The following is a 24417-nucleotide window of genomic DNA, read 5'->3' as shown; positions in this document are numbered from 1 at the left end:
TCAGTTATTAGTTATCGGGTGTAGGGTGGGTTAGTAAACTAGCGAAATCAGCGTTAAAGGAAAAGGGCAAAAATAATGGATAAACCGACACAAGCTTGGAGTGAGATGGCTGCGGATTACGTCAATCTTTGGACGGAAACCGGGGCAAAAATGTGGTCAAGTTGGTTTGATATGATGGGGGCGATACCGACTCCTATGGGCAATATTAAACCAGAATTACAAGAGGCAACCCAGCGCTATTTTGATAATCGGGATTTATTGATCAAATTCCTAAAATTATCGATGGAAGCTTGGGAAAATATCTTTCCGAAAATGCAAACAGGAGAAGACTGGCAAACAATTTTAAATAATTATACCCAACAGATGCGCGGTCAACTGAATAGTTTTACTACTACCACTTCCCAAAGTAGTCAAGATGTCAGTCAACTATGGACAATTTACCTGCAACAATTGCAAAGTCTCAATCATTTATGGTTCGATCCTTTGGTGCTGTCAAATGACACAATAACCAAAGCTTGGTTAGGTAATACTTCTTCTTTGATCGAACTCAATAATATCTATTGGCAGAAGTTTTATGATGAAACTTTTGGCCAATGGTTACAGATGCCTTTATTGGGATTGCCGCGAGAATTTAACCGCAAATTACTCGATAGTTTTGAAACTTGGCGCATTCTTTATCAAGCTAGTATTAACTATCAAATTGTGCTGGCTGATATTCAAGTTAAATCCTTTGAAGCTTTAACTAAAAAATTAGTTTTCCTAGCAGAAAAAGGTCAACCTGTCAAGAATTGGCGAGAATTTCAAGATCTGTGGAGTGTCGTCGCCGATGATATTTTTGAAAAGGCTTTTTGTCAACCAGAAAACCTAAAAGTACGGGGAAAATTTATTAATTCCCTCAATGATTATCGCCTCAAACAGCAGGATTTAATGGAAATTTACCTGCGCTCAATGAATCTGCCTACCCGCAGCGAAGTCGATGAAATTCATCGGACTATCTATGAATTACGCAAAGAGGTAAAAAGTCTCAAAAAAACTTTAGGAGAAAAACAAGCAGTAGAAAGTAACAATTAGTTAATTGTGCTTGACAATCAGGTAAGCTATCAGGAGTCAGGAGTCAGGAGTCAGGATTCAGGAGATAGGGTGATGGGGTGTTGGGGTGTTAGGGTTTTAGGGGTTTTAGTTGAAATTCCCCCACTTCCCCACTTCCCCACTTCCCCACTTCCCCACTTCCCCACTTTTCTAGGAGAATTAAATTATGTGGCCATTTTTGACGCAAGTGAAACTGGAAGATTTTACCCAAGATTATCTAGAATTAACTCAAAAAAATCTCAAAGGTTTGGACAATCTCAAACGAGTTAAAGAAGAAGATATTCAGTGTGGAGTCTCGGAAAAAGAAGCAGTTTATCGGGAAGATAAAATCATTCTCTACCACTTTAAACCCGTGGTCGAAAAACCCTTCGAGATTCCCTTGTTGATGGTTTATGCCTTGGTCAATCGTCCCTACATGGTAGATTTACAGGAAGGGCGTTCTTTAGTGGCAAATCTGCTGAAATTAGGCTTAGATATCTACTTAATTGATTGGGGCTATCCCACCAGAAGCGATCGCTGGTTAACCCTTGATGATTATATCAATGGTTATGTGGATAATTGCGTCGATTTTATTCGTCAAAGTCACCATCTCGACAAGATTAATCTGTTGGGAATCTGTCAGGGAGGAACCTTTAGTTTATGCTATAGTTCCCTCTATCCTGATAAGATAAAAAATCTGGTGACAATGGTGACACCGGTGGACTTTTATCAAACCGAGACCCTCTTAAATATGCGCGGGGGATGTTCCTTGGGTTCCGAAGCATTAGACATCGATTTAATGGTAGATACTATGGGCAATATTCCAGGAGATTTTCTCAACTTAGAGTTTCTGGAATTGAAACCTTTACAGTTAGGTTATCAGAAATACCTCGATTTTCCTGACATCATGGAAGACGAATCAAAATTAGTTAATTTTCTGCGTATGGAAAAATGGATTTTTGATAGTCCCGACCAAGCGGGAGAATCCTACCGACAGTTCCTCAAGGATTTCTATCAGCAAAATAAACTGATTAAAGGGGAAGTGATGTTAGGAGATAAACGGGTAGATTTACACAATCTGACCATGCCAATTCTCAATCTTTATGCGGATAAAGATCACCTTGTACCTCCCGCTTCTTCCCTCGCTTTAGGGAATTATATCGGTACTTCTGACTATACCGCTTGTGCTTTCCCGGTCGGACATATCGGAATGTATGTCAGTGGCAAAGTGCAACGGGATTTACCCCCCGCTATTACTGATTGGTTGAAAGCAAGAGGTTAAGAATCCTCGCACCTATCCCCTTTTCCCAGTTTGGGAGAGGGGTTTAGCACTTTTTTTCTCTACGGGTGTAACACAATACAACACATCGATAAAAAAACATCTACGGGCAGTAAAATAAACTTTTGTAACAGAGGATGTTAAGCACTGTTGCAAGATCGGGCAGAATCGGAGGATATCGTTCCTTTCGGCTAAACCCCTGTGGTACACTGCAAAGCGTACTCGCTCGTAAGTATGTAGGAGAAAACCTGAGTGTTAAGAGTCGCTGTTGTGGGTTCAGGGCCGGCCGGTTCTTCGGCGGCAGAAACATTAGCTAAAGCAGGCATTGAAACCTATTTATTTGAACGCAAATTAGATAATGCTAAACCCTGTGGTGGAGCGATTCCTCTCTGTATGGTGAGCGAATTTGACCTACCTCCTGAAATTATCGATCGCCGGGTGAGAAAAATGAAAATGATCTCCCCCTCTAACGTCGAAGTCGATATTAATCTCGATAATCAAGACGAATATATCGGAATGTGTCGTCGGGAAGTCCTCGACGGTTTTATGAGAGAACGCGCCCATAAATTAGGAGCGCATTTAATCAACGGAACCGTTTACGGTCTCGACATTCCCACCAATAGCACCGATCCCTATACCCTACACTACGCTGATCACTCCCACGGCAATTCCCAAGGGGAAATGAAATCTCTGAAGGTGGATGTGGTTATCGGTGCCGACGGTGCTAATTCCCGCATTGCTAAAGCTATTGATGCTGGGGATTACAACTATGCGATCGCTTTCCAAGAACGCATCCGTCTCCCCCAAGATAAAATGGCCTACTACGAAGATCTGGCGGAAATGTATGTAGGAAAAGACGTATCCCCCGACTTCTACGCTTGGGTATTCCCCAAATACGATCACGTCGCCGTCGGTACTGGCACAATGAAGGTCAATAAAGCCATGATTAAAGACCTACAAGCTGGTATTCGCGCTCGTGCGGCCCGTCGTCTCGAAGGTGGCGAAATCATCCGGGTGGAGGCTCACCCCATCCCCGAACATCCCCGTCCTCGTCGTGTAGTTGGTCGCGTGGCCCTCGTAGGTGATGCTGCGGGAACAGTTACGAAGTCTTCGGGAGAAGGCATCTATTTCGCGGCTAAATCGGCGCGGATGTGTGCGGAAACCATTGTCGAAGTCACCAACGGCGGCCAACGTATCCCCACAGAGGACGAGTTAAAACTCTACCTCAAGCGTTGGGATAAGAAATACGGTATGACCTATCTGGTGTTAGATATCCTGCAGCGGGTTTTCTACCGTACCGATGCCACCCGGGAAGCTTTTGTGGAAATGTGTTCCGATAAGGACGTACAGAAGATGACTTTTGACAGTTATCTCTATAAAACCGTTGTTCCCGCTAATCCTCTCGTACAAATGAAGATTACTGCTAAAACCATCGGTTCTCTCCTGCGCGGTAACGCTTTGGCCCCTTAAAATCAATTGATAACCAGACAACCCAATCTCCGGCGGTGGTTGGGTTTTCTTTTGGGTTGTTTCATCTCCTGTCTTCTCTAATTGAAACAAAAATATCGCCCCACCTGCAATCTCTAAGTACCGCCTCACCTCAAATCTAGAGAAATAACGCTCTTTTAATACCATAATTCCGGAATCAGGTCATAATAACCAGCTTGGGGCGGTGGGTAAATACCCGCTTCGATTTTTTCGATAATAGTCGGCCAAGCTTGCCTAAAAGCGGCAGAGCGCTCGTTGGGGTGCAGAGTCCAACCCTTGGCATTGGTGAGAGTGGCGCGATAGTAGTTGGTTTGTTCTAGGGAGCGAGAAACCATAATTTCCCAAGAGTCGAGTTTTCCTTTGCCGGTCAAAATATTGCCCCAAGCTTTTAAACCATCGGGTAGATAATCGAGAAAGGTATTTTTATAAGAGCGCCAGAGGGGGGTGATCGGTAAAAGGCGATCGTAGCGACGACAATTAAGTAAATAGGCACGACTACCAAAAAATTTAAATTGATAGAATCCGTCGGGATTTTTCGTGCAAGGATGCTGAGAATAAATCGTACCATCGGGCCGGGGTGGGCCGGACAAAGGACGCACAAACATCATTTCTGGATGGGTTTCCATTAACTCGATCCCTTCGCGGATCCAACTGTAATCCGGTTCTTGGTAGAGCATCATGTCACTGTCATAATGAACCATATAATCGCTGCGACAGGACTCGATTTTGAAGATCGAGCCGAAAATCGGATAACCTTTGTAGTTATGGGTGGAACGGAGGGGACTGCCGAAATGCTTTTGATAGATGCGCTGACGATAGCTGGGATCGTAGTTAAAATCCACTAGGCGATCGATTATGCCATCTTTAACTAATTTTTCAGCACAGGCTCTTAACTCCTCCATTGTACCCAGTCCGGGGCGATTAACCTTTTCCCCGCTTAAAGGGGCCGTGTCAATAGCCAGTACCTTTTCCTCGAAGGGAAACTGACTCATTTTGACTAGATGGGGAATAGTGTTCATCATAAACCAGACATCGGTTCGCGCCGTAAAAAACCAGAGCGAACAACTTGGCAATCCCATTTTGTATAAACCTCACTTTTGTTTGGGTCTTAAATGGGATACATTATAGGGGAATCTTAGCGACAAGTTGACACAATTCCTGATTAACCTATGACTATAGCCCTCGATCGCTTACCCCAATCTTGGCAGGGTTTAACCCATCGTTTAACTTATAAGTATTTTCAGGCACGCATTGATATACCCAAAGACCCCTATAAAATCCTCTTTCGTCCCCAACCCTATCAGGTTTTATTTATCCTTAGCCATATGCGATCGGGTTCGTCTTTATTGACCCATATCCTCAATTCTAATCCTGAAATTATCGGTTTTGGCGAAACTCATCTGGTTTATGAGAGTGAACAGGATTTTAAAACTTTAATGTTTCAACTCTACTGGCGGTTGAAAGATTTAAACATGAATCATAAATATATTTTAGATAAAGTTCTTCATGATCAGAAGTTTTTAGATCATAGTTTTTTGCAATCTGATCCGGTTAAGACCATATTTTTACTACGAGAACCGCAGCGCACTTTAGCTAGTATTCTAGATATTAAACCCCATCAAAACGAGCAGCACGCCCTGGGTTATTATACCGGTCGTTTAGCCACCTTAGAAAGTTATGCTCAATTAATTAACAGCAAAGAAAAGAGTTTATTTATCACCCACGATCAGGTATTAAACCAAAGTCAATTGGTCTTTAATAGTTTACAGAGTCATCTCGATACTAAAACGGGATTTTCTGAAGAATATCGAGTTTTAAAAACCACTGGCACTCGCGGTATAGGAGATTCTTCCGAGAATATCAGAGCGGGTAAAATTATTAAACAAGCCAGAAAATTAGACATAGAAATTTCCGACGCTGTTTTAACCCAAGCCCAAAAAGCCTACGAGCGATGCTACGAAACCCTCAGCCATTATTGTCATTGTATCTAATTGGGGATTAGTAATAGCCTTGATTCTTTCCTCTGATTGCCAGGAAAATCCCCCTAACTCAACTCTAAGTTGAGCATTTAAAAGGTCTGATTAGCCTTCAATATTAGCAATTGTAAAGCCCATCTGACACTCGTAGAGATTGGGCTGTTGGCTTCCTCCTTTACCCAAGGAGTGACCACAGCCTAGTTTACCCTCTCGCCACCGGGGTTGTCCCTGCTGGTTGGCTAAAAGACAGCCCTGACAGACAGAACCCGTATCGAGAATGTGTTCGTCGGTTAAAATCACTAACATGACGTTCACCCCCATTGATCTCTGATTTGTCTCTATTGTAAGAGGTTTTTTCTGAGATGTAGTGGCGCGTTATACATTCCGCTACTTTTTGGCTTTTTTTCGCTTGGACTCTTCTTATGCAGAAGATTAGACCTTGAAAATGTATAGTCATTTCGGATAAGTCTGATACGATTCAATCTTAATAATTGAAATGACTGTAATTATTATTTTCCTAAGCCGAGTTTTCTGGTTACTTTTTGCCAAAAGGTAGGGGTCGGTGGTTGATAGGGTTTGGGACTACCGGTAAATATAGGACGTTGACTAGGTTCGTAGAGATAACGATAGTGTAAGAAAATATCTCGATAGGGAAAATCGAGATTTTCACCGCTACAAAGTCGAGTGAACAGAGAGGAAGATAAACCGATGTAGTGAAGGTATGTCAACCGTTTGCCCTGATCGTAAAGAATATTATCTAAAGCCTGAAAATGGGGAGAGGTGACACAGCAGCCGGTGCGTTCTTCTTTAGGCAATTGAAGAGCTAGATTATATATAGAAAAATTTGAGCGCATCATCATATAATTGACGATAGTTTGATCGGGAGCCATCGGATAGAGAATTTCCTGACAGGGGGACAAGCCAGCTGAAAAGCTTATGTAGCATGGAATACAGACACAGACTCCAAAAAAAGATAAGTCATATTTACCATATATGACCTAAATAACGAAAATGATAAGTGAACTATACCAGAAAGTGTTAGAAAATGAACTGGGGCGAGCCAGATATCTACTGTTGTTAATGGTAGTTGGAACCTTGCAAATATTGAAGCAAGCAAAGTTAGAGATATTAGCTGAAGCCTTACCAATACCAATCCTGTTTGAGAGTCGGAGAAAAAAACTAAAAAGATTTTTAAAGCTGGAAATTCTGAATATTGAAAAAATCTGGTTTCTCTGCTTAAAAGAGATGTTAAAACAGCAGGAGAGATTCACAATAAAAGGATTAGTATATATTGCCATAGACCGAACGAGTTGGGGAGCAATTAATATCTTGATGGTGAGTCTAATTTATGACAAGAGAGCCATCCCAATCTATTGGGAGATATTGGATAAAAAAGGAAGTAGTAATCTCGAAGAACAGCAGCGAGTATTGGGGAAAATATTGAAGGTGCTATCAGGTCATAAAATCGTGGTGTTAGGAGATAGAGAATTTTGCTCAGTCAGTCTTGGAAAGTGGCTTTGGGAGCAGAGTTTATACTTTTGTTTAAGACAAAAAAAAAGTACAAATGTCAAGACAAAAGAAGGAATTTATCAAGAAATGAGAGAGTTAGGTTTAAGTCCAGGAACTCAACTATTTTTGAATGATGTCAATATTACAAAAGAGCAGGGATTTGGACAGTTTAACTTAGCTGGTAAGTGGAAAAAAACCTATCGGGGTTTTCAAACAAAAGAACCTTGGTATATTCTGACAAATTTTGGGGATTTAGAGACGGCAATAATTGCCTATCAAAAAAGATTTGATATTGAGGAGATGTTCCGAGATTTTAAGTCGGGAGGCTATAGCTTAGAAGGTTCTCAATTAGCACCGCAATACTTATCAAAGCTGATAATTGTTATAGCTATCGCCTATACAAGTGCCACACTGCAAGGTAAAAAAATTAAGGATATGGGAATCCAAAAATATGTCACAAGACCTGAAAAAAGATATAAAGGTCAACGCAGACACAGTAGTTTTTATGTGGGTCAACATCTCTATCATTGGCTCCAGCTACATCAAATGTTCCAAAAAAATATAGAAGAGTTAATGCAAATTAGCCGCTATCGGTTGAAGGATTACATCAAAGGACAAAGAGCGATATCGCTTGCCCTATCTACCTTCTAGCTCGCTTGTCCCCCTCTCAGGAGAATTTCCGCTTCTCCTGCTCGCAATTGTTCTATGAGCCAATCTCGCTGATTTTCATCTAATAAACCAGTTTTAGAAGCGTAGAAACCTGCACAAAAAATCTCCTTTTCGATACGATCACGGGAAAAAACCTCGAATAATTTTGGTTGAGAAACTTCATAGACATGAGTGGGATCTTTGTGCTGAAAGTCATAAACAACACAATCGTGCCTATCTAGAATAGCGAAGATTTTATCAATGGCATCGAGTAGCAAGGTGTCCCCATCCATGTAGATAAAACGATCGAAGGGACTATCAAAAGCAATAAAACGGTGGTGCATTCCCATACGATAATATCGGTCAGTGCAACCCGATTTCAACCAACGTTCGCGGGCTTGCGGGTGGCTATCCCAAATCGACTTGGCGAAATTTTCCCAGCGTTCAATAATTTCCTGATTATCAAACAACTGTACGTTAGGACGTTGAGCAATTTCCGCTTTGATACGTTCGATGTTGTCATCGTAGGGATAGACACAAACAGGAAGAGCTTTTCCTCCATTGACCTCGATGCTGTTGAGTAGGGCGACTAATTGATCGTAAACGCGATCGTTAGCTAAGGTACAGATACCGTCCATAAGTAATCCCAAGGAAAAAATCAAAACCTATTATCTTTGCCGTTAGTTTAGCTTATTTTTGTCGTTGACATCCTCACCGCCGTAAACGGACGGTGATTCCTCACCACGCCACCTTTTTAGGATGGTCGCGTCAATGGGGTTGACGCTTCACAGGACGCTGCTTCTTTAACAGAAGTCTTATGCTGTCCGACCCGTCCGTTTTTTAAGGTCTCCGATTGCCCACCGGCGACCTTGATAATTAAAGTCAGTAAGAGAGTCGCCTCTCCTACTGCTCTACAAAACGGAACGTGACAATTTCTCGTCATTCCGCTCCTCAACTACACGGGGTTTGTCATTCCTACGTCATTACCAACATATCCTTTACCCAGATGTAATTATCTGGTATGGGCGGTTCTGGCTTGACACTATTGCAGTCAGATTTGTTGCCTAGACTGCCATCATTGGCTGTCTTTTCATCATGGCAATGTCGATGAAGAAGTTGGAGGTTATTGTAACTGTTATTCCCCCCTAGTGATTTAGGGGTGATGTGGTCTATCTCCATTAAATCCCCATCTCTTAAGAAGTGTCCACAGTGAGTACATTTCCCTTTTTGCTTTTTCAACAGTTTTGAAATTTCTGTTGGCATTTCGGGATGAGTCCCCATTCTTGAACTCCAATAAACTAGGTTTCCATCGTAGGGTGAGGCGTTCCCTTTGACCTTCACATAGCGTCGGATTTCCGTTTCTCTATGTTCGTACAACCTTAGAGGATTATTTTCTTCTCTGGTTGTGAAAGCCCAGTTATTGCCACCTATTGTGTGAAAGTGTCTTTTAGAAATCCACTTTCTTCCTTTGTTTCGATGGCGTTTTATCCCCCATTTGATGAGTTTATGCCCTAGGATGTGGGTTAATCTTTCAAAGATTTTCTGACTAACCACTGTTGAGAAGTAATTGCACCATCCTCTTATTACAGGGTTTAACCTTTTAATGAGTTCAGCTTGGTTGATTCCCTTGCTGGTGTTTATGATGCGTTTAAGTTCTCTATAGTGTCTTATTTGACTCTCTTTGTTAGGGGTTAGGCTCTTCTGGTTTCTGTGTGGAAACGAGGTCTATACTGATAGTTTATTCCGCCAAATAGCACTAAAAGTCTTGCCTGATAAGCATTTCACGATTCCATAAGCAAAAATTATCACACAAAGTCGAGAAGAGCCGGGGTTATTATTGTTTTGAAACCAAGCAGATTACCTCTGACTTTTCCCGAGGTGTATTTACCGACGGGAAATTGTCTTATATTAAACCCTAGGGCTCTTCGGTTTGTGTTATGCAATGGACGGGGGTTATAAGGGATGGAACCCTTATAGAGAAAGGCATTTAGCGATTTTTGTCAATTGTTTTTTATCTAGAGCGAACTAATCAATTAAGTCTCTTGCCAGATAAGGATTTAGTCGATTTATGCCCCCCTATCGAACCATACCAAGTAACGAAGAACCAACCCTAGAAAGTCGAATCCAGCTTGTTCGCTTTCATGTTCTCTCAGTGTGTGGGCTATTCTTGTTTTACTTGGTTTTAACTCAAGTCCGATGTTTTGTAACCATCCCTCTATTTCCTTTTTGATTAGGAGAATAACCCCTAGGTTTTCATGTAGTACCACAAAATCGTCTGCATATCGGATTAAGGTCACTGATTTTATTTTGTCTCTAACACTCATTTGTGTCCCGTCTTTGCGTTTCATGTCAAATGAGGGTGCTAGATTCATAACCAATTCCTCTAACCCATGAAGTGCTATATTTGCCAATAATGGCGATAACACTCCGCCTTGCGGTGTACCTTCTGAGGTTGGGAATAACTGTTTGTCGTCTATGACTCCTGCTTTTAACCATGATTTGATTTGTTTCCTCATGGTTGGGTAGGTGTTAAGTTTTTCTAACAGTTTTTGATGGTCAATGCGGTCAAAGCATTTAGCTATATCTGCATCAAGAACATACTTTGCCTTTTTGTTAATGGCTTGGAATATCCCTGCTATAGCATCGTGACAAGAGCGTCCTACTCTAAATCCATAGCTGTTAGGCTCGAATTTGGCTTCCCACTCTGGTTCTAGTACCAGTTTAGCTAGTGCTTGTAAGGCACGGTCTTTCATGGTAGGTAAGTACCTAGGCAAAATTATTTACACATGACGATCATTGCCCCGTAAGGGTTTTAGCTCGATCGGGCAGGTAATTAATTTTGCATGACTACTTATTCCTAAAGGTCGTTTTTCGCCGTTGGGTTTGGGAATCCATACTCGGCGTGTGGGTTTGACCTTTGTTCCCAAGTTTAGTTCAGTCATTAGGGTTAACCGTTGTTTTGGGGTTAGAGATTTAACTCCATCCACACCTGCGGTTTTCTTTCCTTGATTGTCTTGGGTTACTCTACGCACCGCTAACGCTTTAGCACTGTAGGACTTTAACAATAATTTTTGGAGTCTGTGAACCTTCTTGACATCTCCACAACTAGACGCTCTGAAAATTCGTTTTTGTAACTTAAAAACCTGACGTTCAACCTTTTTCCAATTGATGTCTTGCCAAGTCTTCCATTTATCCATCTGTTGAACAGTGGTCATAACTTTTACATTACTACTTACAACTTTTCATTCCATGTAATCGTGAGTCCGTCTGCATATCCTATTCGTTACAAATAGGCGTTGGCTTTTGACTCAATCTTTCCCTACTATTACCTGCTGTATTGCAGAGTTTTCGTCTTAGCTGACTGCTCTTAGTTTTCGACCTTTACTAAAGAGTAATAATAGGGTTACTTCGTTCCTCATAACCTTTGGTTTGTTCCCTTTAGGATGTCATCTTTTTACCGAGTTTTTGGGTAACGCTTGGTATATCGGCTCTTCTAGGTTCTGTGTGAGCATGGTATAATAGTAACATAGAACAGGAGGTGGGTTATGTGGATAAATTTTGATCAACTCCTCGATTTACCAAATGCAACAGTGGTCAATTATCAAAAAATTGCTCAGACAATTTTCCTAAAGCTTGCTCTTTTAAATGAAACAATTGAATGTCCGAATTGCCATCAAACCTTAGACAGAATCAATCAGACAGAGTATAATCTAGTCAGAGACTTGTCAATATTAGGTAATCCAGTATATTTAGAAGTACCACGCCGTCAGTTTCATTGTCAAAAGTGCCAAAAGTATATCAGCGAAAGACTGAGTTTTATGAGATTAAGACAGCATCATACAATTCGCTATGAATCGATGATTTATGAGAGAGTAAAAAATTGTAGCATCGAAGAAATAAGTCGAGAAGAAGGGTTAGGATGGTCAGAAGTTGAGTTAATATTTAATCACTGTGCTAAAGAACTAGAAAAGGAAGAGTGGGAAGCACCAGAACGAATAAGCTTAGATGAATTTAGTAACTTAAAAGGACATAAAGATTTCATCACAACGGTCGTAGATATGGACAAGAAAATTTTACTAGATGTGATTAAAGGACATAAGCAAGAAGAATTAATGGAAGCCTTAAAAGCACAGCCAGACGCAGTTCGGGAGAAAGTGAAAGAAGTGAGCGTCGATATGTGGTCAGGATTTACAGCAGTGATCAAGGAATTATTTCCCAATGCTAAAATCATCTATGACCGTTTTCATGTAATGGCTATCATCAATGACGAGCTTAATAAATTGAGAAAGTTAATGGGGGTGCATGAAAAAGGATTACCTCATTTATTATGGAAGAATAAAGAGGACTTAAAGGACGAGCAAAAACAACAACTAGAAGTTATTCTGAAAGAACATCCATGCTTAGGAATAGCCGGGGAAATGAAAGAAGAAATTAGACAAATTTATCAAAGTAGTAGAACGTTCAGAGGTGCTGAGAGAAAATTGGAAAAATGGATAAGAATAGGCGGGATATTATATGAAAGTAGTGCCAGGATGATCCAGAAGCATTTGCCAGGTATTTGTAATTACTTTGAAAATCAGACAACCAACGGATTAATTGAGGGAATGAATACCAAAATAAAGCTTATTAAAAGAATGAGTTATGGATTTACCAATTTTGAACATCTTCGACTTAAGCTGTTTGCTTGCTTTAATTCATAACAAAAATTAACACACGAAAACCAGAAGAGCCTCCTGACGAGCTTTGCGAGAAGCAAAACAGGGAAAAGGGTCAACAGAAAATAAGTGGTCAAGTCGCAAGAAGGGACGCGCCTTATGAACAACTCCCGCCAGCCAACGTAAACCAATTTTCAAATAACTCAAACCACGCCGAAAATGAGCATCAACCTGACGGCGAGAGCCAGATTGTTGAACCGCCATGCCAGTTAAAGTAGCAAAGAGAATAGAAATGGCAACAATGAGATAGAGACGTTCTAAACAAGCAGCAGAGCGAACACGAGAATGTTCCCAGTCAAAAACGCCCGATTTACTGCCCTTGAAAGAGATGTTCAATGGGAAAACGAAGACCATACTGCCAGAAGGTGTCAAGGGTAGGAGGTTCATCGCTCAGAATTGCCTAATTATCCTTAACCCCTGGAACAGAGGCTAAAGCAAGATGAGCAGTGATTCTAGCCTCCTGCCAGACTTGAACGTTGCGATCAAAGCAGGCTTGCCGCTTGGGAGGATAGAGTTCTCTGACCTCATAGCCAAAACCCCGACGGCGAACACCGTAAATGAGGGTATCGCAAGGTAAGCGAAGACACCAATGCCAAGTATTTTTCCTGAGCCATTGAATTAATTGCTGATTGGCAAAGCCTCGGTCGGCTAACAGCATGACATTCTCAAAGCCCTGAAGATAGCCTTTGGCTCTGTCCAACAAGGGTTCGTATTTCTCAAAAGCTAGGCTGGCACTACCATGTTCTAATCCCATCCACATCAAGGGGACGGCTCTCCCCCCGCAGACCACCGCTAGATAGACAAAGCAGTATTGATTCCACAACAGAGTGGTATCTATTGCTAGATACAGTCTTTCCCCCTTCTCCTTCCAAGTCTCGATGGCTTTCAATATTAAGGGGATGTATATCTTTTCCACCGCTACTCTTCCATTCTGGCAAAAGCGATTCCACCGTCTCTGATAACTATTGGCTTGTTCGGCTCTGCTTTGTACAAAGGGTTCCCATCTGGCTTGATTGAGACTTTGACTACTGAGTAGGGCTGTCACCATCCAACTGAGGACGGTTAAATGTCTTTTATCCACAAATCGGCTTCCTTGTTCTATACTTTAGACGTTCATAATCTGAGATTTATTAAACTTCTGAAATCGTAGAGTCAGCAAGGAATCCAGTTCTTTTTTATGTTTCAAATGGGCATCATTCAAACATTCATAAATGGCTGAAGAAAAGTCAGAAAAGTTTTCATAATATTTACCATATAAACATTTCTTTTTGACCAATTTCCACAGCCTTTCAATTAAATTTAGATTAGGTGAATAAGACGGCAGATAGAGCAGTTCTATTGACAAAGAAAGAGCTAATTCTTCAACAATTTTACATTTTTGATAGCGGGCATTATCTAAGACTAGAGTGATGGGAATCATTAGTCCTAAAGCAGCTATTTTTGACCGGAGTTCACAGACTTGAGTTGCCGTAATATAAGTTTCATATGTTACCAGAATAACTTCATGAGTTATTGCATTTAATGCTCCTAAAACATTGAAGCGTTTACGCCCGCTCGGTGACTTAACAAAAAGTCTCTCAAAACACCAAACAAAACCGAGAAATGCTCCCATGACGAAGTGAGCGGCATCAACAAAAAAAACAGCCCTTTTTCCTTCTTTTGCCTCATTTAGTCTGGGTTCTAGCTTTTTTTCTTTGTAGTCCTCTTGTTCATCTGGGTCAGCTTTAGAAGGAAGAGAACCTACTTTTAAACATTTCATTCCCATTGATTTTAAAAATTTTCTCACTTGGGTAGGACTTCGTTTTATTCCCGTCAATTCTTCTATCCTATATACAGCTTCATTTATTGTGGCTGGTGGATTTTTCTCGAAGTATTTTTTGAGGGTTTCTTTTTGAGACTCTAATTCACTTTTAGGGCGATAGAAGTTGATTTCTTTTAATTTTTCTATTCCGCCCTCTTGATAATCTCGAAGATAGGTTAATAAGGTATTTGGCGAGATTCCTGCTAACTGACAAATTTTTTGGTGCGGTATCTTTTGGCTTTTTAACCAGAGAACTTCCATCTTCAGTTGAACCCGGGGATGGGGATGATGAAATCTTTCATAATACAGTGAGTTCTTTTCTTCTTCCGTGAATTCTAGGTTAATCATGTTTTTAATGAGTGCTTTGCTTCTAATTATGACTCTTAAACTATATTATTGTCCTTGAGTAAAAAATGCAAGTTGTAGCCGTGCAAAGTATAGATAGGAATAAACTTGGGAGAAGATTCTGTTCTCGGTTTTCATCTTGTAGGGATTCTTGCTTTTTCCCTATCTACCCAGATATTTTTCTTTTTGGCAACCCTTGTCTTGTCAGGTTTTGACCCACTTGTGTCCGTCAGTCAGCCATACTGCCAGAAGGTGTCAAGGGTAGGAGGTTCATCGCTCAGAATTGCCCAATTATCCTTAACCCCTGGAACAGAGGCTAAAGCAAGATGAGCAGTGATTCTAGCCTCCTGCCAGACTTGAACGTTGCGATCAAAGCAGGCTTGCCGTTTGGGAGGATAGAGTTCTCTGACCTCATAGCCAAAACCCCGACGGCGAACACCGTAAATGAGGGTATCGCAAGGTAAGCGAAGACACCAATGCCAAGTATTTTTCCTGAGCCATTGAATTAATTGCTGATTGGCAAAGCCTCGGTCGGCTAACAGCATGACATTCTCAAAGCCCTGAAGATAGCCTTTGGCTCTGTCCAACAAGGGTTCGTATTTCTCAAAAGCTAGGCTGGCACTACCATGTTCTAATCCCATCCACATCAAGGGGACGGCTCTCCCCCCGCAGACCACCGCTAGATAGACAAAGCAGTATTGATTCCACAACAGAGTGGTATCTATTGCTAGATACAGTCTTTCCCCCTTCTCCTTCCAAGTCTCGATGGCTTTCAATATTAACCCACATTCCGCACCCTAAGTGTCACAACGTCTCAAAAGAGGAAGATGCCTGAGTCAAAATACTTATCTAGAGGAGTGAGTTGGCGGCAAGCTGCCGGCAACTAAGCCGAAAATTCCAGGGTTCCCCCAGTCATTCGCAATAAACAGTGCTTATTGAGAATGACTAGGCAATCAGACTTAACATCTAGGGGGAGATGTTCCAGTTGCTCGCTTTGTTTTGTCACCCCTGGAAGTCAATCCATCTGGTCAAGATAAGAGATAATATTCCTGGCAAGGTTTGGGAAAAAATCTCAAAATGTTGCGCCTCTCATCCGTTAAGTTGCTAATCTTTTGATTGTCTTGAATACGTAGGAGATGAATCCCTTGAAAGTTCTGAAATATCCAGCGTAATGTTGGTCGGTCAGTTAACTTACCCAACTGATTTTTCAGTCCCGTCTCCTGCTGTTTTAAATTCAGGCGAAGTTGTCTTTGGCCAATAGTATAAACCAACAGGCACGAGCAACGTGAGCAGGGCCATGACCTCGATTCTATGGGGAGATTTGAGAAAGACACTGTGGGCAAAAAAGCCGGGGTCTTTGAGAAAAGAAAATCCTCTTTCTGGAGCTTGTTGCCCCTTATATTTTTTGAGTATATCCTCACTGCTTAATCGTTTTTTCTCCAAATCGTTAGTTGCTAAAATGAATCGTCCTGCTCGTTTCTTTAGCCTCTCAATCGCTGGCAAATTCAACTCTAATTCGGCTTGAACTTGATAGCTTTGAGAGGGTAAATCGTCTTTTGATTTGAGTTTTGACTGCTCTCGTCTCAGGCGGAATGAGATTGACTTTAATCTCCGTTAACTGATGATATTTTAAGGAGTCAGATAATCCTTTGGCTATCGCCAACGCCACCGCTCTATTCTCAAATTCTCTTCGGGATAGTTGCCGGATTTTTTCTTGGGCAGAATTCTTTTCCTGCTCGATTTTTTTCTCTAATTTTTTCAAGTCTGATTCTTGTCTAGCTTGACTTTCAACTAGCAACCATCTTTGTTCTATTCCCCCATAGTTAGAGCTTGTTTCCCGCCAGGAATAACCTGGTATTTCTGAATCGGTTAACTCTTTTTCTGAGATGCTATCGACTAACTCTTGAGCCTCTTTAATGCTGAAGGGGACTCGAGACAACCAACGCATTTCTTTCATTAGTTTTAAATTCTCTTTGCTATAGAGGGCGCTATCGCCGACTATTAAACTGTCAAAGTCAACTTGTTTTTGAAATTCTCGGGCGATTTGACCAAAAACCGCTTTGTCTGCTTCATTTCCGTCCCCTACTTTCAGGAATAAAGGTACATCTCCATCCCCACTTACGATTAAGTCAATCATAAATTGTTTTAAGTCAGGTCGTCGGTCGCGGGAGTATCCGTGGGTAATTTTTATTGGCTGTTGTCTGGTTTCAATTTCTTCTCCCACTGCTCCTGATTTCAGGATTTCTACTGTTGGGTATTCCTTGTTATATTCTCCTTCTACTGATAGAGAAGTCGAATCTAAATGGGAGTTCTCGGTTGCTACACCAAATTTTTTCACGGCTGCTAAACTAATGAGTAGGAAAATCCCCGAAACATCCAGTTGATAAAGTTTGTCCATCACTCGACCAATTTTATCATCATTCAGGTGTTTTGCTTCGATGCCTTCTCCCAGCAGATGTTCGGTTGCTTTATCTTCAAAAAATTGAGGAAATAAATACAAGGCCCGGGAGACAAATCCCAATCCGTTCAGGATAATTGCTTTCACGACTTGCCCCGCTGTGACAATTTCTCCTCGCTCAATTGAGACTTGTTCGTTGATAATTTCAACGATTCCTATTTCATCGATAATTCCGGCTACTAATCCCAGATGGTCTAGATTTTTGACTTCAATTTCTGTTGATTGATTCATGGTCGAACAGCCCACTGCCTAAGTTTTCCAACAATTCCTATTTTTTCATAATTAGGGGTCTCAATATCCCCCTAACGGCTCTTCTAGGTTCTGTGTGAGCATGGTATAATAGTAACACAGAACAGGAGGTGGGTTATGTGGATAAATTTTGATCAACTCCTCGATTTACCAAATGTAACAGTGGTCAATTATCAAAAAATTGCTCAGACAATTTTCCTAAAGCTTGCTCTTTTAAATGAAACAATTGAATGTCCGAATTGCCATCAAACCTTAGACAGAATCAATCAGACAGAGTATAATCTAGTCAGAGACTTGTCAATATTAGGTAATCCAGTATATTTAGAAGTACCACGCCGTCAGTTTCATTGTCAAAAGTGCCAAAAGTATATCAGCGAAAGACTGAGTTTTATGAGATTAAGACAGCATCATACAATTCGCTATGAATCGATGATTTATGAGAGAGTAAAAAATTGTAGCATCGAAGAAATAAGTCGAGAAGAAGGGTTAGGATGGTCAGAAGTTGAGTTAATATTTAATCACTGTGCTAAAGAACTAGAAAAGGAAGAGTGGGAAGCACCAGAACGAATAAGCTTAGATGAATTTAGTAACTTAAAAGGACATAAAGATTTCATCACAACGGTCGTAGATATGGACAAGAAAATTTTACTAGATGTGATTAAAGGACATAAGCAAGAAGAATTAATGGAAGCCTTAAAAGCACAGCCAGACGCAGTTCGGGAGAAAGTGAAAGAAGTGAGCGTCGATATGTGGTCAGGATTTACAGCAGTGATCAAGGAATTATTTCCCAATGCTAAAATCATCTATGACCGTTTTCATGTAATGGCTATCATCAATGACGAGCTTAATAAATTGAGAAAGTTAATGGGGGTGCATGAAAAAGGATTACCTCATTTATTATGGAAGAATAAAGAGGACTTAAAGGACGAGCAAAAACAACAACTAGAAGTTATTCTGAAAGAACATCCATGCTTAGGAATAGCCTGGGAAATGAAAGAAGAAATTAGACAAATTTATCAAAGTAGTAGAACGTTCAGAGGTGCTGAGAGAAAATTGGAAAAATGGATAAGAATAGGCGGGATATTATATGAAAGTAGTGCCAGGATGATCCAGAAGCATTTGCCAGGTATTTGTAATTACTTTGAAAATCAGACAACCAACGGATTAATTGAGGGAATGAATACCAAAATAAAGCTTATTAAAAGAATGAGTTATGGATTTACCAATTTTGAACATCTTCGACTTAAGCTGTTTGCTTGCTTTAATTCATAACAAAAATTAACACACGAAAACCAGAAGAGCCCCCTAACGGCCACCGAGAAAACCTTCACCAGATAAGTATTTTTACTCAAGTCTCTGGAGGGGGACAGCTTATGTGACAGTTGAGGGTGCGGAATGTGGGATATTAAGGGGATGTATATCTTTTCCACCGCTACTCTTCCATTCTGGCAAAAGCGATTCCACCGTCTCTGATAACTATTGGCTTGTTCGGCTCTGCTTTGTACAAAGGGTTCCCATCTGGCTTGATTGAGACTTTGACTACTGAGTAGGGCTGTCACCATCCAACTGAGGACGGTTAAATGTCTTTTATCCACAAATCGGCTTCCTTGTTCTAGATAGGAATAAACTTGGGAGAAGATTCTGTTCTCGGTTTTCATCTTGTAGGGATTCTTGCTTTTTCCCTATCTACCCAGATATTTTTCTTTTTGGCAACCCTTGTCTTGTCAGGTTTTGACCCACTTGTGTCCGTCAGTCAGTTCTAAATCTTCATCGTAATTTAACCAAAGTTTAATTATCCAAGAGAAGATATTGATAAAAATAGCAATCATAAAAAGCAAATCCCCAACATTTATCAAGCAATTATTTTTATTAGTAAATATTCTACACGACTCAGTCCAGATAAGCAAGATGGCTTACCACTACTACCGAATCACTACCTCTAGTTGATTCCAATGGATTCCACTGCCACCAGCGAGCAAGCGATAATCATTGCGCTCCTCAATTGAGCCATGCAGGAGCCGAGGATACCATGCCAGGGGAACAGATATAGTGCGCCCATCAGACAAATCTACACTGAGTGTGTCATCTGTGATGGCGGCTCTTCTGGTTTCTGTGTGGAAACGAGGTCTATACTGATGGTTTCTTCGTCAAAATAGCCCTAAAAGTCTTGCCCGATAAGCATTTCACAATTCCATAAGCAAAAATTATCACACAAAGTCGAGAAGAGCCTGATGGCCAATTGCTGAATTGCCAATGTTTCAAATACTTCATTCGTTAAAAAAGTCATTCCAGCCTGCTAGTAATTGTTCTTGGTTTTCTTGAACAAGTTTTTGAATGCGGTTAATTTCGGTGCGGTTAAATCCTTGGTTACTCTGAAGACGAACCGGCTGAAGCCAGAATTTAGCGATCTCTCGATCTCGTTCAACATGGATGTGAGGTGGCTCATTGCGATCGCCTGCGTATCAAAAGAATCGATATGGGCCAACGGTCAACAGCGTGGGCATTCAAAAGTTTTGCTCTAAACATCTCAAACATAGCTGAATGCCTCGCTGACTGTCAATCTGTGAATATGCTCGTGTAGGCCAAAGGCTATTTAAGGTTAAGAACAATACAAGATTAGCGTTCGCAGTTTAGTTCCGAAGGTGTTGGATTTCTGGCGTTGCTTAATCAAGGTATGAATGCTAATTTTGCATATATCAAAAAGTCAGTTTGAGCCTGAGTTTTAAAAAATGTAGATGCAATGATTCATACCCAAAGTCAGCAACGCCGGATTTCTTTTCGTCAACCCAAGCTACAAGATCAGCGATCTGCTACCCAGTGCTTTCGGTATCGCATTTAGACTTACAGCTTCAATTAATGTGCATGGTGCGTTCCCCAAAAATCGATCGGTGGAGCAGTAGGAGTCACATTAGGGAACGCACCCTACAAGAGCGGCGTGCTGCTACGCAGTGCCTTCGGCATCGCACTGGCTACGAAGTAAAAACAGTTCGGCAAATGACAAGTTCAGCGGATTGGTTGGCAATAGTTTATTTCTGGATCGGACAAATCTCAAAAGCTAATTCGTTTCGATAAAAGCACACATTAAATTCTGCAAAAAAGTTCATGTGACCTAAAATTACTGGTACATCTGTTGATTGAGTCCACGCAAAGGCAAGTAAAACAGGAGCAAAATGTGCAACTGTCCCAGTCAAAACCAGCCCTCGTGACTCACTATGGACAAGGTTTCCACTTAAGGGAATTTGAATAGTTTGATTTTCCCAGACCGCCCCTAACTGTAATCCGATTTCGTAGGGTAAGACATTAACACTAGCACCCGTATCCAATAAAGCCATAACCTCTATTGACTGTTTTCCATCAGTTAAGGTTAGCGGCAAGTATGGCAAGATGCTAGACCGACCAGAACTGTCAGTCCGTTCTGTAAAAGAAAAGCGATGACCGTCAAGCATTTGATACTCCCTTTGCCGACACCAAAAGCTCAGACAAAGCGTGAACAGCTTGATGATCTGCTTGAGGCGACCAGACAACCGCGTTAGTAACCGCTAGTTGCTTGATCAGCATATTTTCATTATGCTCATTACTTGCAGTGTCTAGGCTACATCCTTCCTCTTTGGCTACTGCAAGCAAAAGATAGTGAATAAGCCTGAGCTTGTCTTGATGCGTTAGTTGACTGACAGTTGGCAGGAGTTCGATAAGGGACATATTAAACATCTGGTGTTGCTATCTAATTTGGATCATAGCATCTTCCTAAATCTACCTCTCCCATCAAGGAATACAGCTTCAATAAATGTGCATGGTGCGTTCCCCAAAAATTGATCGGTGGAGCAGTAGGAGTCACATTAGGGAACGCACCCTACGGCTGCGTTGTTAGACCGCGCCTCACCGAATCTCTTCTAGCACTGGCTCATAAGGCTTCAATCTTGACCTTACCGCCCTCAATGTTATCGACCTGCAACCGATATCTGTAAAGCAGCGCCATTCCTAGTAGAGGCTCTGTTTCTGATTCTGCAATATCAATCTCTTGGTACTGCCCATCCCATATCACAGTCCCAGTGTACAGATCAAAATAAGTTTCACTGCCATCACCCAGCGTGACAAAATCAGAACCACTCCAAGGTAAATTTAATGTAGCGATGATTGTAGAGGGCAAAGATAAAAATCCATTGAACCCGGTATCAATCACCGCGTCAACCGCTTGCAGTTGCCGATTTGAGTTTCCGACTACAATCCTTAGCGTGGCTTCACGCCGCAAATTTACAACACCTTCCATCATGGATTTTTCTTCAAACTCCGTGCCCCGAAATGATAAACAGCGCGATGTCCGATACGAATGATCCAAGGTTGGGCATCGGGGTGACGTTCAAAGAGCCGATTAGTTGCAGGCACAACGTTTTCATCGACTTCAAACTCTCCAGTTTCAATGTCGATCGCTACAATCTTACCTTCATTACCGGCTTCGACTTGCTGCCGAATGCCAGATTCGTAGAGTTTTTGCCCTCGCTCGGCTAACTCATCTTTGGGATAACGCCGTTGACGAACTGCCATAGGGTTGACCTCAACTCAGTATTTTGCCTTAATTATACTCTGATTTATTCTAACGAAGTGCTCCCGCTCTACTACTGATGAGCCGCCTCATCGGAAGCCCCCCAGTGGTGCACTTCAAATTTGAATCGGCGCTTCAATTAATGTGCATGGTACGTTCCCCAAAAATCGATCGCTGGAGCAGTAGGAGTCACATGAGGGAACGTACCCTACAAGATCGGCGATCGCACCGTTAAGTCTCTCATTCTAATTTTGTCTTCTTCAATAACTGTAAAGTGTCCATACCAGTCATCCCGTAATGAGATAACCTTGGCAACTTTCTCAGCGACTACAGGGAGCATCTCACCTTTGCAATGAGCATAAATACTTAGTGGAAAAATAGGCTTTTCGAGGGTAATTCTTGTTTTAATTCTCCATGTACGCAGTCTTTAAAAGCCTCTATTTCGTTCCAAGACACGATTAAGAGTGGCTTTTAGGCTAAGTATAATTACTCATTGCGTAAATGAGATGCTCCCGCGACTACAGATGCAGAAGGTACTCTTATTCTAAACAAAATAATACCAACACTGGCCGGCAACCTTGAACGAAAGGCGAGTTCTCCAAAATCTTTATCAAATGTCAAGAGAATACGATTTTCTGCTTGGGCGCGACTTAAAACTTCACAGTCCGAGATTCCGGGGGATTCCACCCTAATCCACAGGACATCATGGCCATTTTGTCGTAGGGCTTCAACCCCATCAAGGGGGAAATTTTCGTTCGCTAGAAAACGCATCAGTTAAGCAGCAATAGCATAGACTTTCTCAGATTTGAGCATTACACTAGCATAGCTAAGACAAGCTTGAATATCTTCTACTGTAATACCTGGGTAGTTTCGCAGAATTTCATCAATACTCCAACCTTGGGCGAGAAGATCGATGATAAATTCAACCGCAATCCTTGTTCCTTTAATGATAGGTTTTCCCACCAAAATATCGGGATTTAGTGTAATTCGAGTTTCCCAGTCCATAGCTACATCATTGAAAGTGTTTTCAAAAAGGTCAAGGCTGCGTCGGACGCACCCTATATCTCGTTTTATTATAACAGGATTTGGTATCACAACTTCAATAAATGTGCATGGTGCGTTCCCCAAAAATCGATCGGTGGAGCAATAGGAGTCACATTAAGGAACGCACCCTACAATATTGGCGATCGCACTTGCGTTAGCGATCGCACTTGCTAACGACAGATTTTTTTTCTAAATGATATACGAATTTCATTCAAAAGCTCCTCATATTCATGTTTATATCGCAGATTACGGTCAATTTGTTCTTCTGCTATATCTGGGACTACAAACCGCAGATCTCCTTCTGAACGTATCTCTAAAAGTCGAATTTTTCCGAGTCTAAATTCACCAAATATTTTTAAAATATTTTTAAGTTTTTCATAGTCTATTTCATCAAAAAAGATTGCGCTTTCTTCAACTTTTTCGAGCGTTGCTCTTAGTTGGCTAGAAAAAGTCAAAACATTCTCATGAGTTGCTTGTTTCCACAAATCATTTCCAGCCAAACGTAATAGCTGAAGTATTCTCCACATATCCCAATATGATCGAAACTCGGCTGTAGCATAATCATTTAACTGTGGAGATGAAATATTTAGCTGATTTCGGAAATACTCAAGTTGCTCTCCTAATGGTACTGAGCCATTGAAGATTGCTATGTTACCACCAGCGCTCAATGCTCTTGCGTCTATCACTCCTGCTTCTGATGAACCGCTTTTATTTGTGGGGGGCTGATTGAAATGGCTATTTGAGCTTGTAAGTGAGATGTCACCTCTGGCTCTAATATCTTCTGCATCAATACCTTGTCCAGTTCTCTCATCTGCCACAAATCGCCCTTTTCGGCTTCTTATACCTTTAGCTTTGATGCCACCTTTCTGCTCTGAAGCGTTTGTATTTCCTGTCTTGAGACTTAGCCAATACCCAATTAACAGACCAAAAACCGCGAATGCGATCATCCATAAAATCATTTGATCATTAAATTTTTCACCAATAGTTCGTTGCTGAATAGCCGCTGCAATCAAATTGAAAATGACATTGACGATAGCACCAACAAAAAGACCAAGAACTGGGTATATGTACTTTCTTTGCATAAACCAATATCGCAACTTTCAAAAGCGTGTTAGCCAGATTAGCTTACTGCAAACAATCTCCTTTTAAGGAAACTTATCACAGAATCCTTCTAGGAATCTAGCAAAGATTCTTGTATCTGCCTGCACTTTGTCACAAAATTTCACTATTATTTCGGGTAAGGTACGGTAAATCCCTTGATAGATTCAATCGGGACTAACTTCTGTGAAAACCGCTA

Annotated in this window: 25 protein-coding genes and 4 pseudogenes; 7 read left to right on the top strand and 22 right to left on the bottom strand. The window is 41.2% G+C overall.

What is annotated here, in order from left to right:
* The first annotated feature begins 75 nt into the window (after positions 1-75).
* The 3 genes from phaE to chlP all read left to right on the top strand — a co-directional run bounded on the left by phaE (position 76) and on the right by chlP (position 3817).
* Complete coding sequence (phaE, locus tag VL20_RS12105; RefSeq protein WP_052276639.1) at positions 76-1071, top strand: class III poly(R)-hydroxyalkanoic acid synthase subunit PhaE; 996 nt, start codon at positions 76-78, stop codon at positions 1069-1071.
* A 184-nt stretch (positions 1072-1255) separates the two neighbouring features.
* Positions 1256-2350, top strand: a complete 1095-nt coding sequence (locus VL20_RS12100; RefSeq protein WP_052276638.1) for a class III poly(R)-hydroxyalkanoic acid synthase subunit PhaC — start codon at positions 1256-1258, stop codon at positions 2348-2350.
* 249 nt (positions 2351-2599) lie between these two features.
* Positions 2600-3817: a geranylgeranyl reductase gene (chlP, locus tag VL20_RS12095; protein WP_002735532.1), complete on the top strand. Its 1218-nt coding sequence runs from the start codon at positions 2600-2602 to the stop codon at positions 3815-3817.
* 155 nt (positions 3818-3972) lie between these two features.
* Here the strand turns inward: chlP and VL20_RS12090 are convergent, their stop codons facing one another.
* Positions 3973-4914 (bottom strand): hypothetical protein, encoded by a 942-nt coding sequence (locus VL20_RS12090; RefSeq protein WP_052276637.1) that lies wholly within the window; start codon positions 4912-4914, stop codon positions 3973-3975.
* Between the two features lie 90 nt (positions 4915-5004).
* On the opposite strand from VL20_RS12090, the gene VL20_RS12085 reads away from it, so the two are divergent.
* Positions 5005-5826 carry a sulfotransferase family protein gene (locus VL20_RS12085; protein ID WP_052276636.1) on the top strand — a complete coding sequence of 274 codons (822 nt, stop codon included), beginning with the start codon at positions 5005-5007 and terminating at the stop codon, positions 5824-5826.
* Between the two features lie 90 nt (positions 5827-5916).
* On the opposite strand, the gene VL20_RS12080 is transcribed toward VL20_RS12085, so the two are convergent.
* Both VL20_RS12080 and VL20_RS12075 read right to left on the bottom strand, forming a co-directional pair.
* Positions 5917-6117: a hypothetical protein gene (locus VL20_RS12080; protein ID WP_002735656.1), complete on the bottom strand. Its 201-nt coding sequence runs from the start codon at positions 6115-6117 to the stop codon at positions 5917-5919.
* A gap of 203 nt (positions 6118-6320) precedes the next feature.
* Positions 6321-6716: pseudogene (locus tag VL20_RS12075) on the bottom strand (Npun_R2821/Npun_R2822 family protein); the annotation flags it as partial.
* Positions 6717-6822: 106 nt separating this feature from the next.
* Here VL20_RS12075 and VL20_RS12070 point away from each other — a divergent pair.
* Positions 6823-7971 (top strand): IS4 family transposase, encoded by a 1149-nt coding sequence (locus tag VL20_RS12070; protein ID WP_052276387.1) that lies wholly within the window; start codon positions 6823-6825, stop codon positions 7969-7971.
* 20 nt (positions 7972-7991) lie between these two features.
* On the opposite strand, the pseudogene VL20_RS12065 reads toward VL20_RS12070, so the two are convergent.
* The 3 genes and pseudogenes from VL20_RS12065 to VL20_RS12055 all read right to left on the bottom strand — a co-directional run.
* Positions 7992-8606 (bottom strand): annotated as a pseudogene (locus VL20_RS12065) (Npun_R2821/Npun_R2822 family protein); the annotation flags it as partial.
* Between the two features lie 337 nt (positions 8607-8943).
* A complete protein-coding gene (locus VL20_RS12060; protein ID WP_128575200.1) occupies positions 8944-9639 on the bottom strand; it encodes a group II intron maturase-specific domain-containing protein in 696 nt (231 codons plus the stop codon).
* A 425-nt stretch (positions 9640-10064) separates the two neighbouring features.
* A pseudogene (locus VL20_RS12055) lies at positions 10065-11183 on the bottom strand (reverse transcriptase domain-containing protein); the annotation flags it as partial.
* A gap of 330 nt (positions 11184-11513) precedes the next feature.
* Here VL20_RS12055 and VL20_RS28360 point away from each other — a divergent pair.
* A complete protein-coding gene (locus tag VL20_RS28360; RefSeq protein ID WP_128575107.1) occupies positions 11514-12668 on the top strand; it encodes an ISL3 family transposase in 1155 nt (384 codons plus the stop codon).
* A gap of 6 nt (positions 12669-12674) precedes the next feature.
* On the opposite strand, the gene VL20_RS32635 is transcribed toward VL20_RS28360, so the two are convergent.
* From VL20_RS32635 to VL20_RS12025, 5 genes and pseudogenes are all read right to left on the bottom strand, one after another.
* A complete protein-coding gene (locus tag VL20_RS32635; protein ID WP_284526123.1) occupies positions 12675-13019 on the bottom strand; it encodes a hypothetical protein in 345 nt (114 codons plus the stop codon).
* A 64-nt stretch (positions 13020-13083) separates the two neighbouring features.
* Positions 13084-13764, bottom strand: a complete 681-nt coding sequence (locus tag VL20_RS32630; protein ID WP_284526122.1) for a transposase — start codon at positions 13762-13764, stop codon at positions 13084-13086.
* Positions 13765-13788: 24 nt separating this feature from the next.
* Complete coding sequence (locus VL20_RS12035) at positions 13789-14832, bottom strand: IS630 family transposase (RefSeq protein ID WP_052276633.1); 1044 nt, start codon at positions 14830-14832, stop codon at positions 13789-13791.
* Positions 14833-15062: 230 nt separating this feature from the next.
* Positions 15063-15605, bottom strand: coding sequence for a transposase (locus VL20_RS12030; protein WP_158499343.1), 543 nt, complete (start codon positions 15603-15605; stop codon positions 15063-15065).
* A gap of 252 nt (positions 15606-15857) precedes the next feature.
* A pseudogene (locus tag VL20_RS12025) lies at positions 15858-17518 on the bottom strand (IS1634 family transposase).
* Positions 17519-17653: 135 nt separating this feature from the next.
* Between VL20_RS12025 and VL20_RS12020 the strand changes: the two are divergent.
* Complete coding sequence (locus tag VL20_RS12020; RefSeq protein WP_052275466.1) at positions 17654-18808, top strand: ISL3 family transposase; 1155 nt, start codon at positions 17654-17656, stop codon at positions 18806-18808.
* On the opposite strand, the gene VL20_RS32625 is transcribed toward VL20_RS12020, so the two are convergent.
* The 11 genes from VL20_RS32625 to VL20_RS11985 all read right to left on the bottom strand — a co-directional run bounded on the left by VL20_RS32625 (position 18748) and on the right by VL20_RS11985 (position 24202).
* Entirely contained in the window at positions 18748-19194 is a 447-nt protein-coding gene (locus tag VL20_RS32625; RefSeq protein ID WP_284526121.1) for a hypothetical protein, read from the bottom strand. The genes VL20_RS12020 and VL20_RS32625 overlap by 61 nt on opposite strands.
* 264 nt (positions 19195-19458) lie before the next feature.
* Positions 19459-19602: a DUF2442 domain-containing protein gene (locus VL20_RS28340; protein WP_284526120.1), complete on the bottom strand. Its 144-nt coding sequence runs from the start codon at positions 19600-19602 to the stop codon at positions 19459-19461.
* A 201-nt stretch (positions 19603-19803) separates the two neighbouring features.
* On the bottom strand, positions 19804-19944 hold the full coding sequence (locus tag VL20_RS32620; protein ID WP_249264998.1) for a DUF4160 domain-containing protein: 141 nt from the start codon (positions 19942-19944) through the stop codon (positions 19804-19806).
* A gap of 618 nt (positions 19945-20562) precedes the next feature.
* Positions 20563-20982 carry a pepsin/retropepsin-like aspartic protease family protein gene (locus VL20_RS12015; RefSeq protein ID WP_052276632.1) on the bottom strand — a complete coding sequence of 140 codons (420 nt, stop codon included), beginning with the start codon at positions 20980-20982 and terminating at the stop codon, positions 20563-20565.
* Positions 20975-21244, bottom strand: coding sequence for a hypothetical protein (locus VL20_RS12010; protein WP_002789718.1), 270 nt, complete (start codon positions 21242-21244; stop codon positions 20975-20977). The genes VL20_RS12015 and VL20_RS12010 overlap by 8 nt, the downstream gene beginning before the upstream one ends.
* 193 nt (positions 21245-21437) lie before the next feature.
* On the bottom strand, positions 21438-21806 hold the full coding sequence (locus tag VL20_RS12005; protein WP_002752923.1) for a hypothetical protein: 369 nt from the start codon (positions 21804-21806) through the stop codon (positions 21438-21440).
* Positions 21803-22078, bottom strand: a complete 276-nt coding sequence (locus tag VL20_RS12000; protein ID WP_002752924.1) for a hypothetical protein — start codon at positions 22076-22078, stop codon at positions 21803-21805. Before VL20_RS12000 ends, VL20_RS12005 begins: the two co-directional genes overlap by 4 nt.
* A 206-nt stretch (positions 22079-22284) precedes the next feature.
* Positions 22285-22416, bottom strand: a complete 132-nt coding sequence (locus tag VL20_RS32615; protein ID WP_284526118.1) for a hypothetical protein — start codon at positions 22414-22416, stop codon at positions 22285-22287.
* Positions 22417-22562: 146 nt separating this feature from the next.
* Positions 22563-22847, bottom strand: a complete 285-nt coding sequence (locus VL20_RS11995) for a DUF5615 family PIN-like protein (RefSeq protein ID WP_284526117.1) — start codon at positions 22845-22847, stop codon at positions 22563-22565.
* Positions 22848-22850: 3 nt separating this feature from the next.
* A complete protein-coding gene (locus tag VL20_RS11990; protein WP_052276631.1) occupies positions 22851-23081 on the bottom strand; it encodes a DUF433 domain-containing protein in 231 nt (76 codons plus the stop codon).
* A 209-nt stretch (positions 23082-23290) separates the two neighbouring features.
* Positions 23291-24202, bottom strand: a complete 912-nt coding sequence (locus tag VL20_RS11985) for a hypothetical protein (RefSeq protein ID WP_052276630.1) — start codon at positions 24200-24202, stop codon at positions 23291-23293.
* Positions 24203-24417: the final 215 nt, after the last annotated feature.

Origin of the sequence: Microcystis panniformis FACHB-1757 (genome assembly GCF_001264245.1) — a bacterium.
Taxonomy (GTDB): Bacteria; Cyanobacteriota; Cyanobacteriia; order Cyanobacteriales; family Microcystaceae; genus Microcystis; species Microcystis panniformis.
The sequence above is the reverse complement of the archived record's forward strand: the minus strand, read 5'-3'. Positions and strand labels throughout refer to the sequence as shown.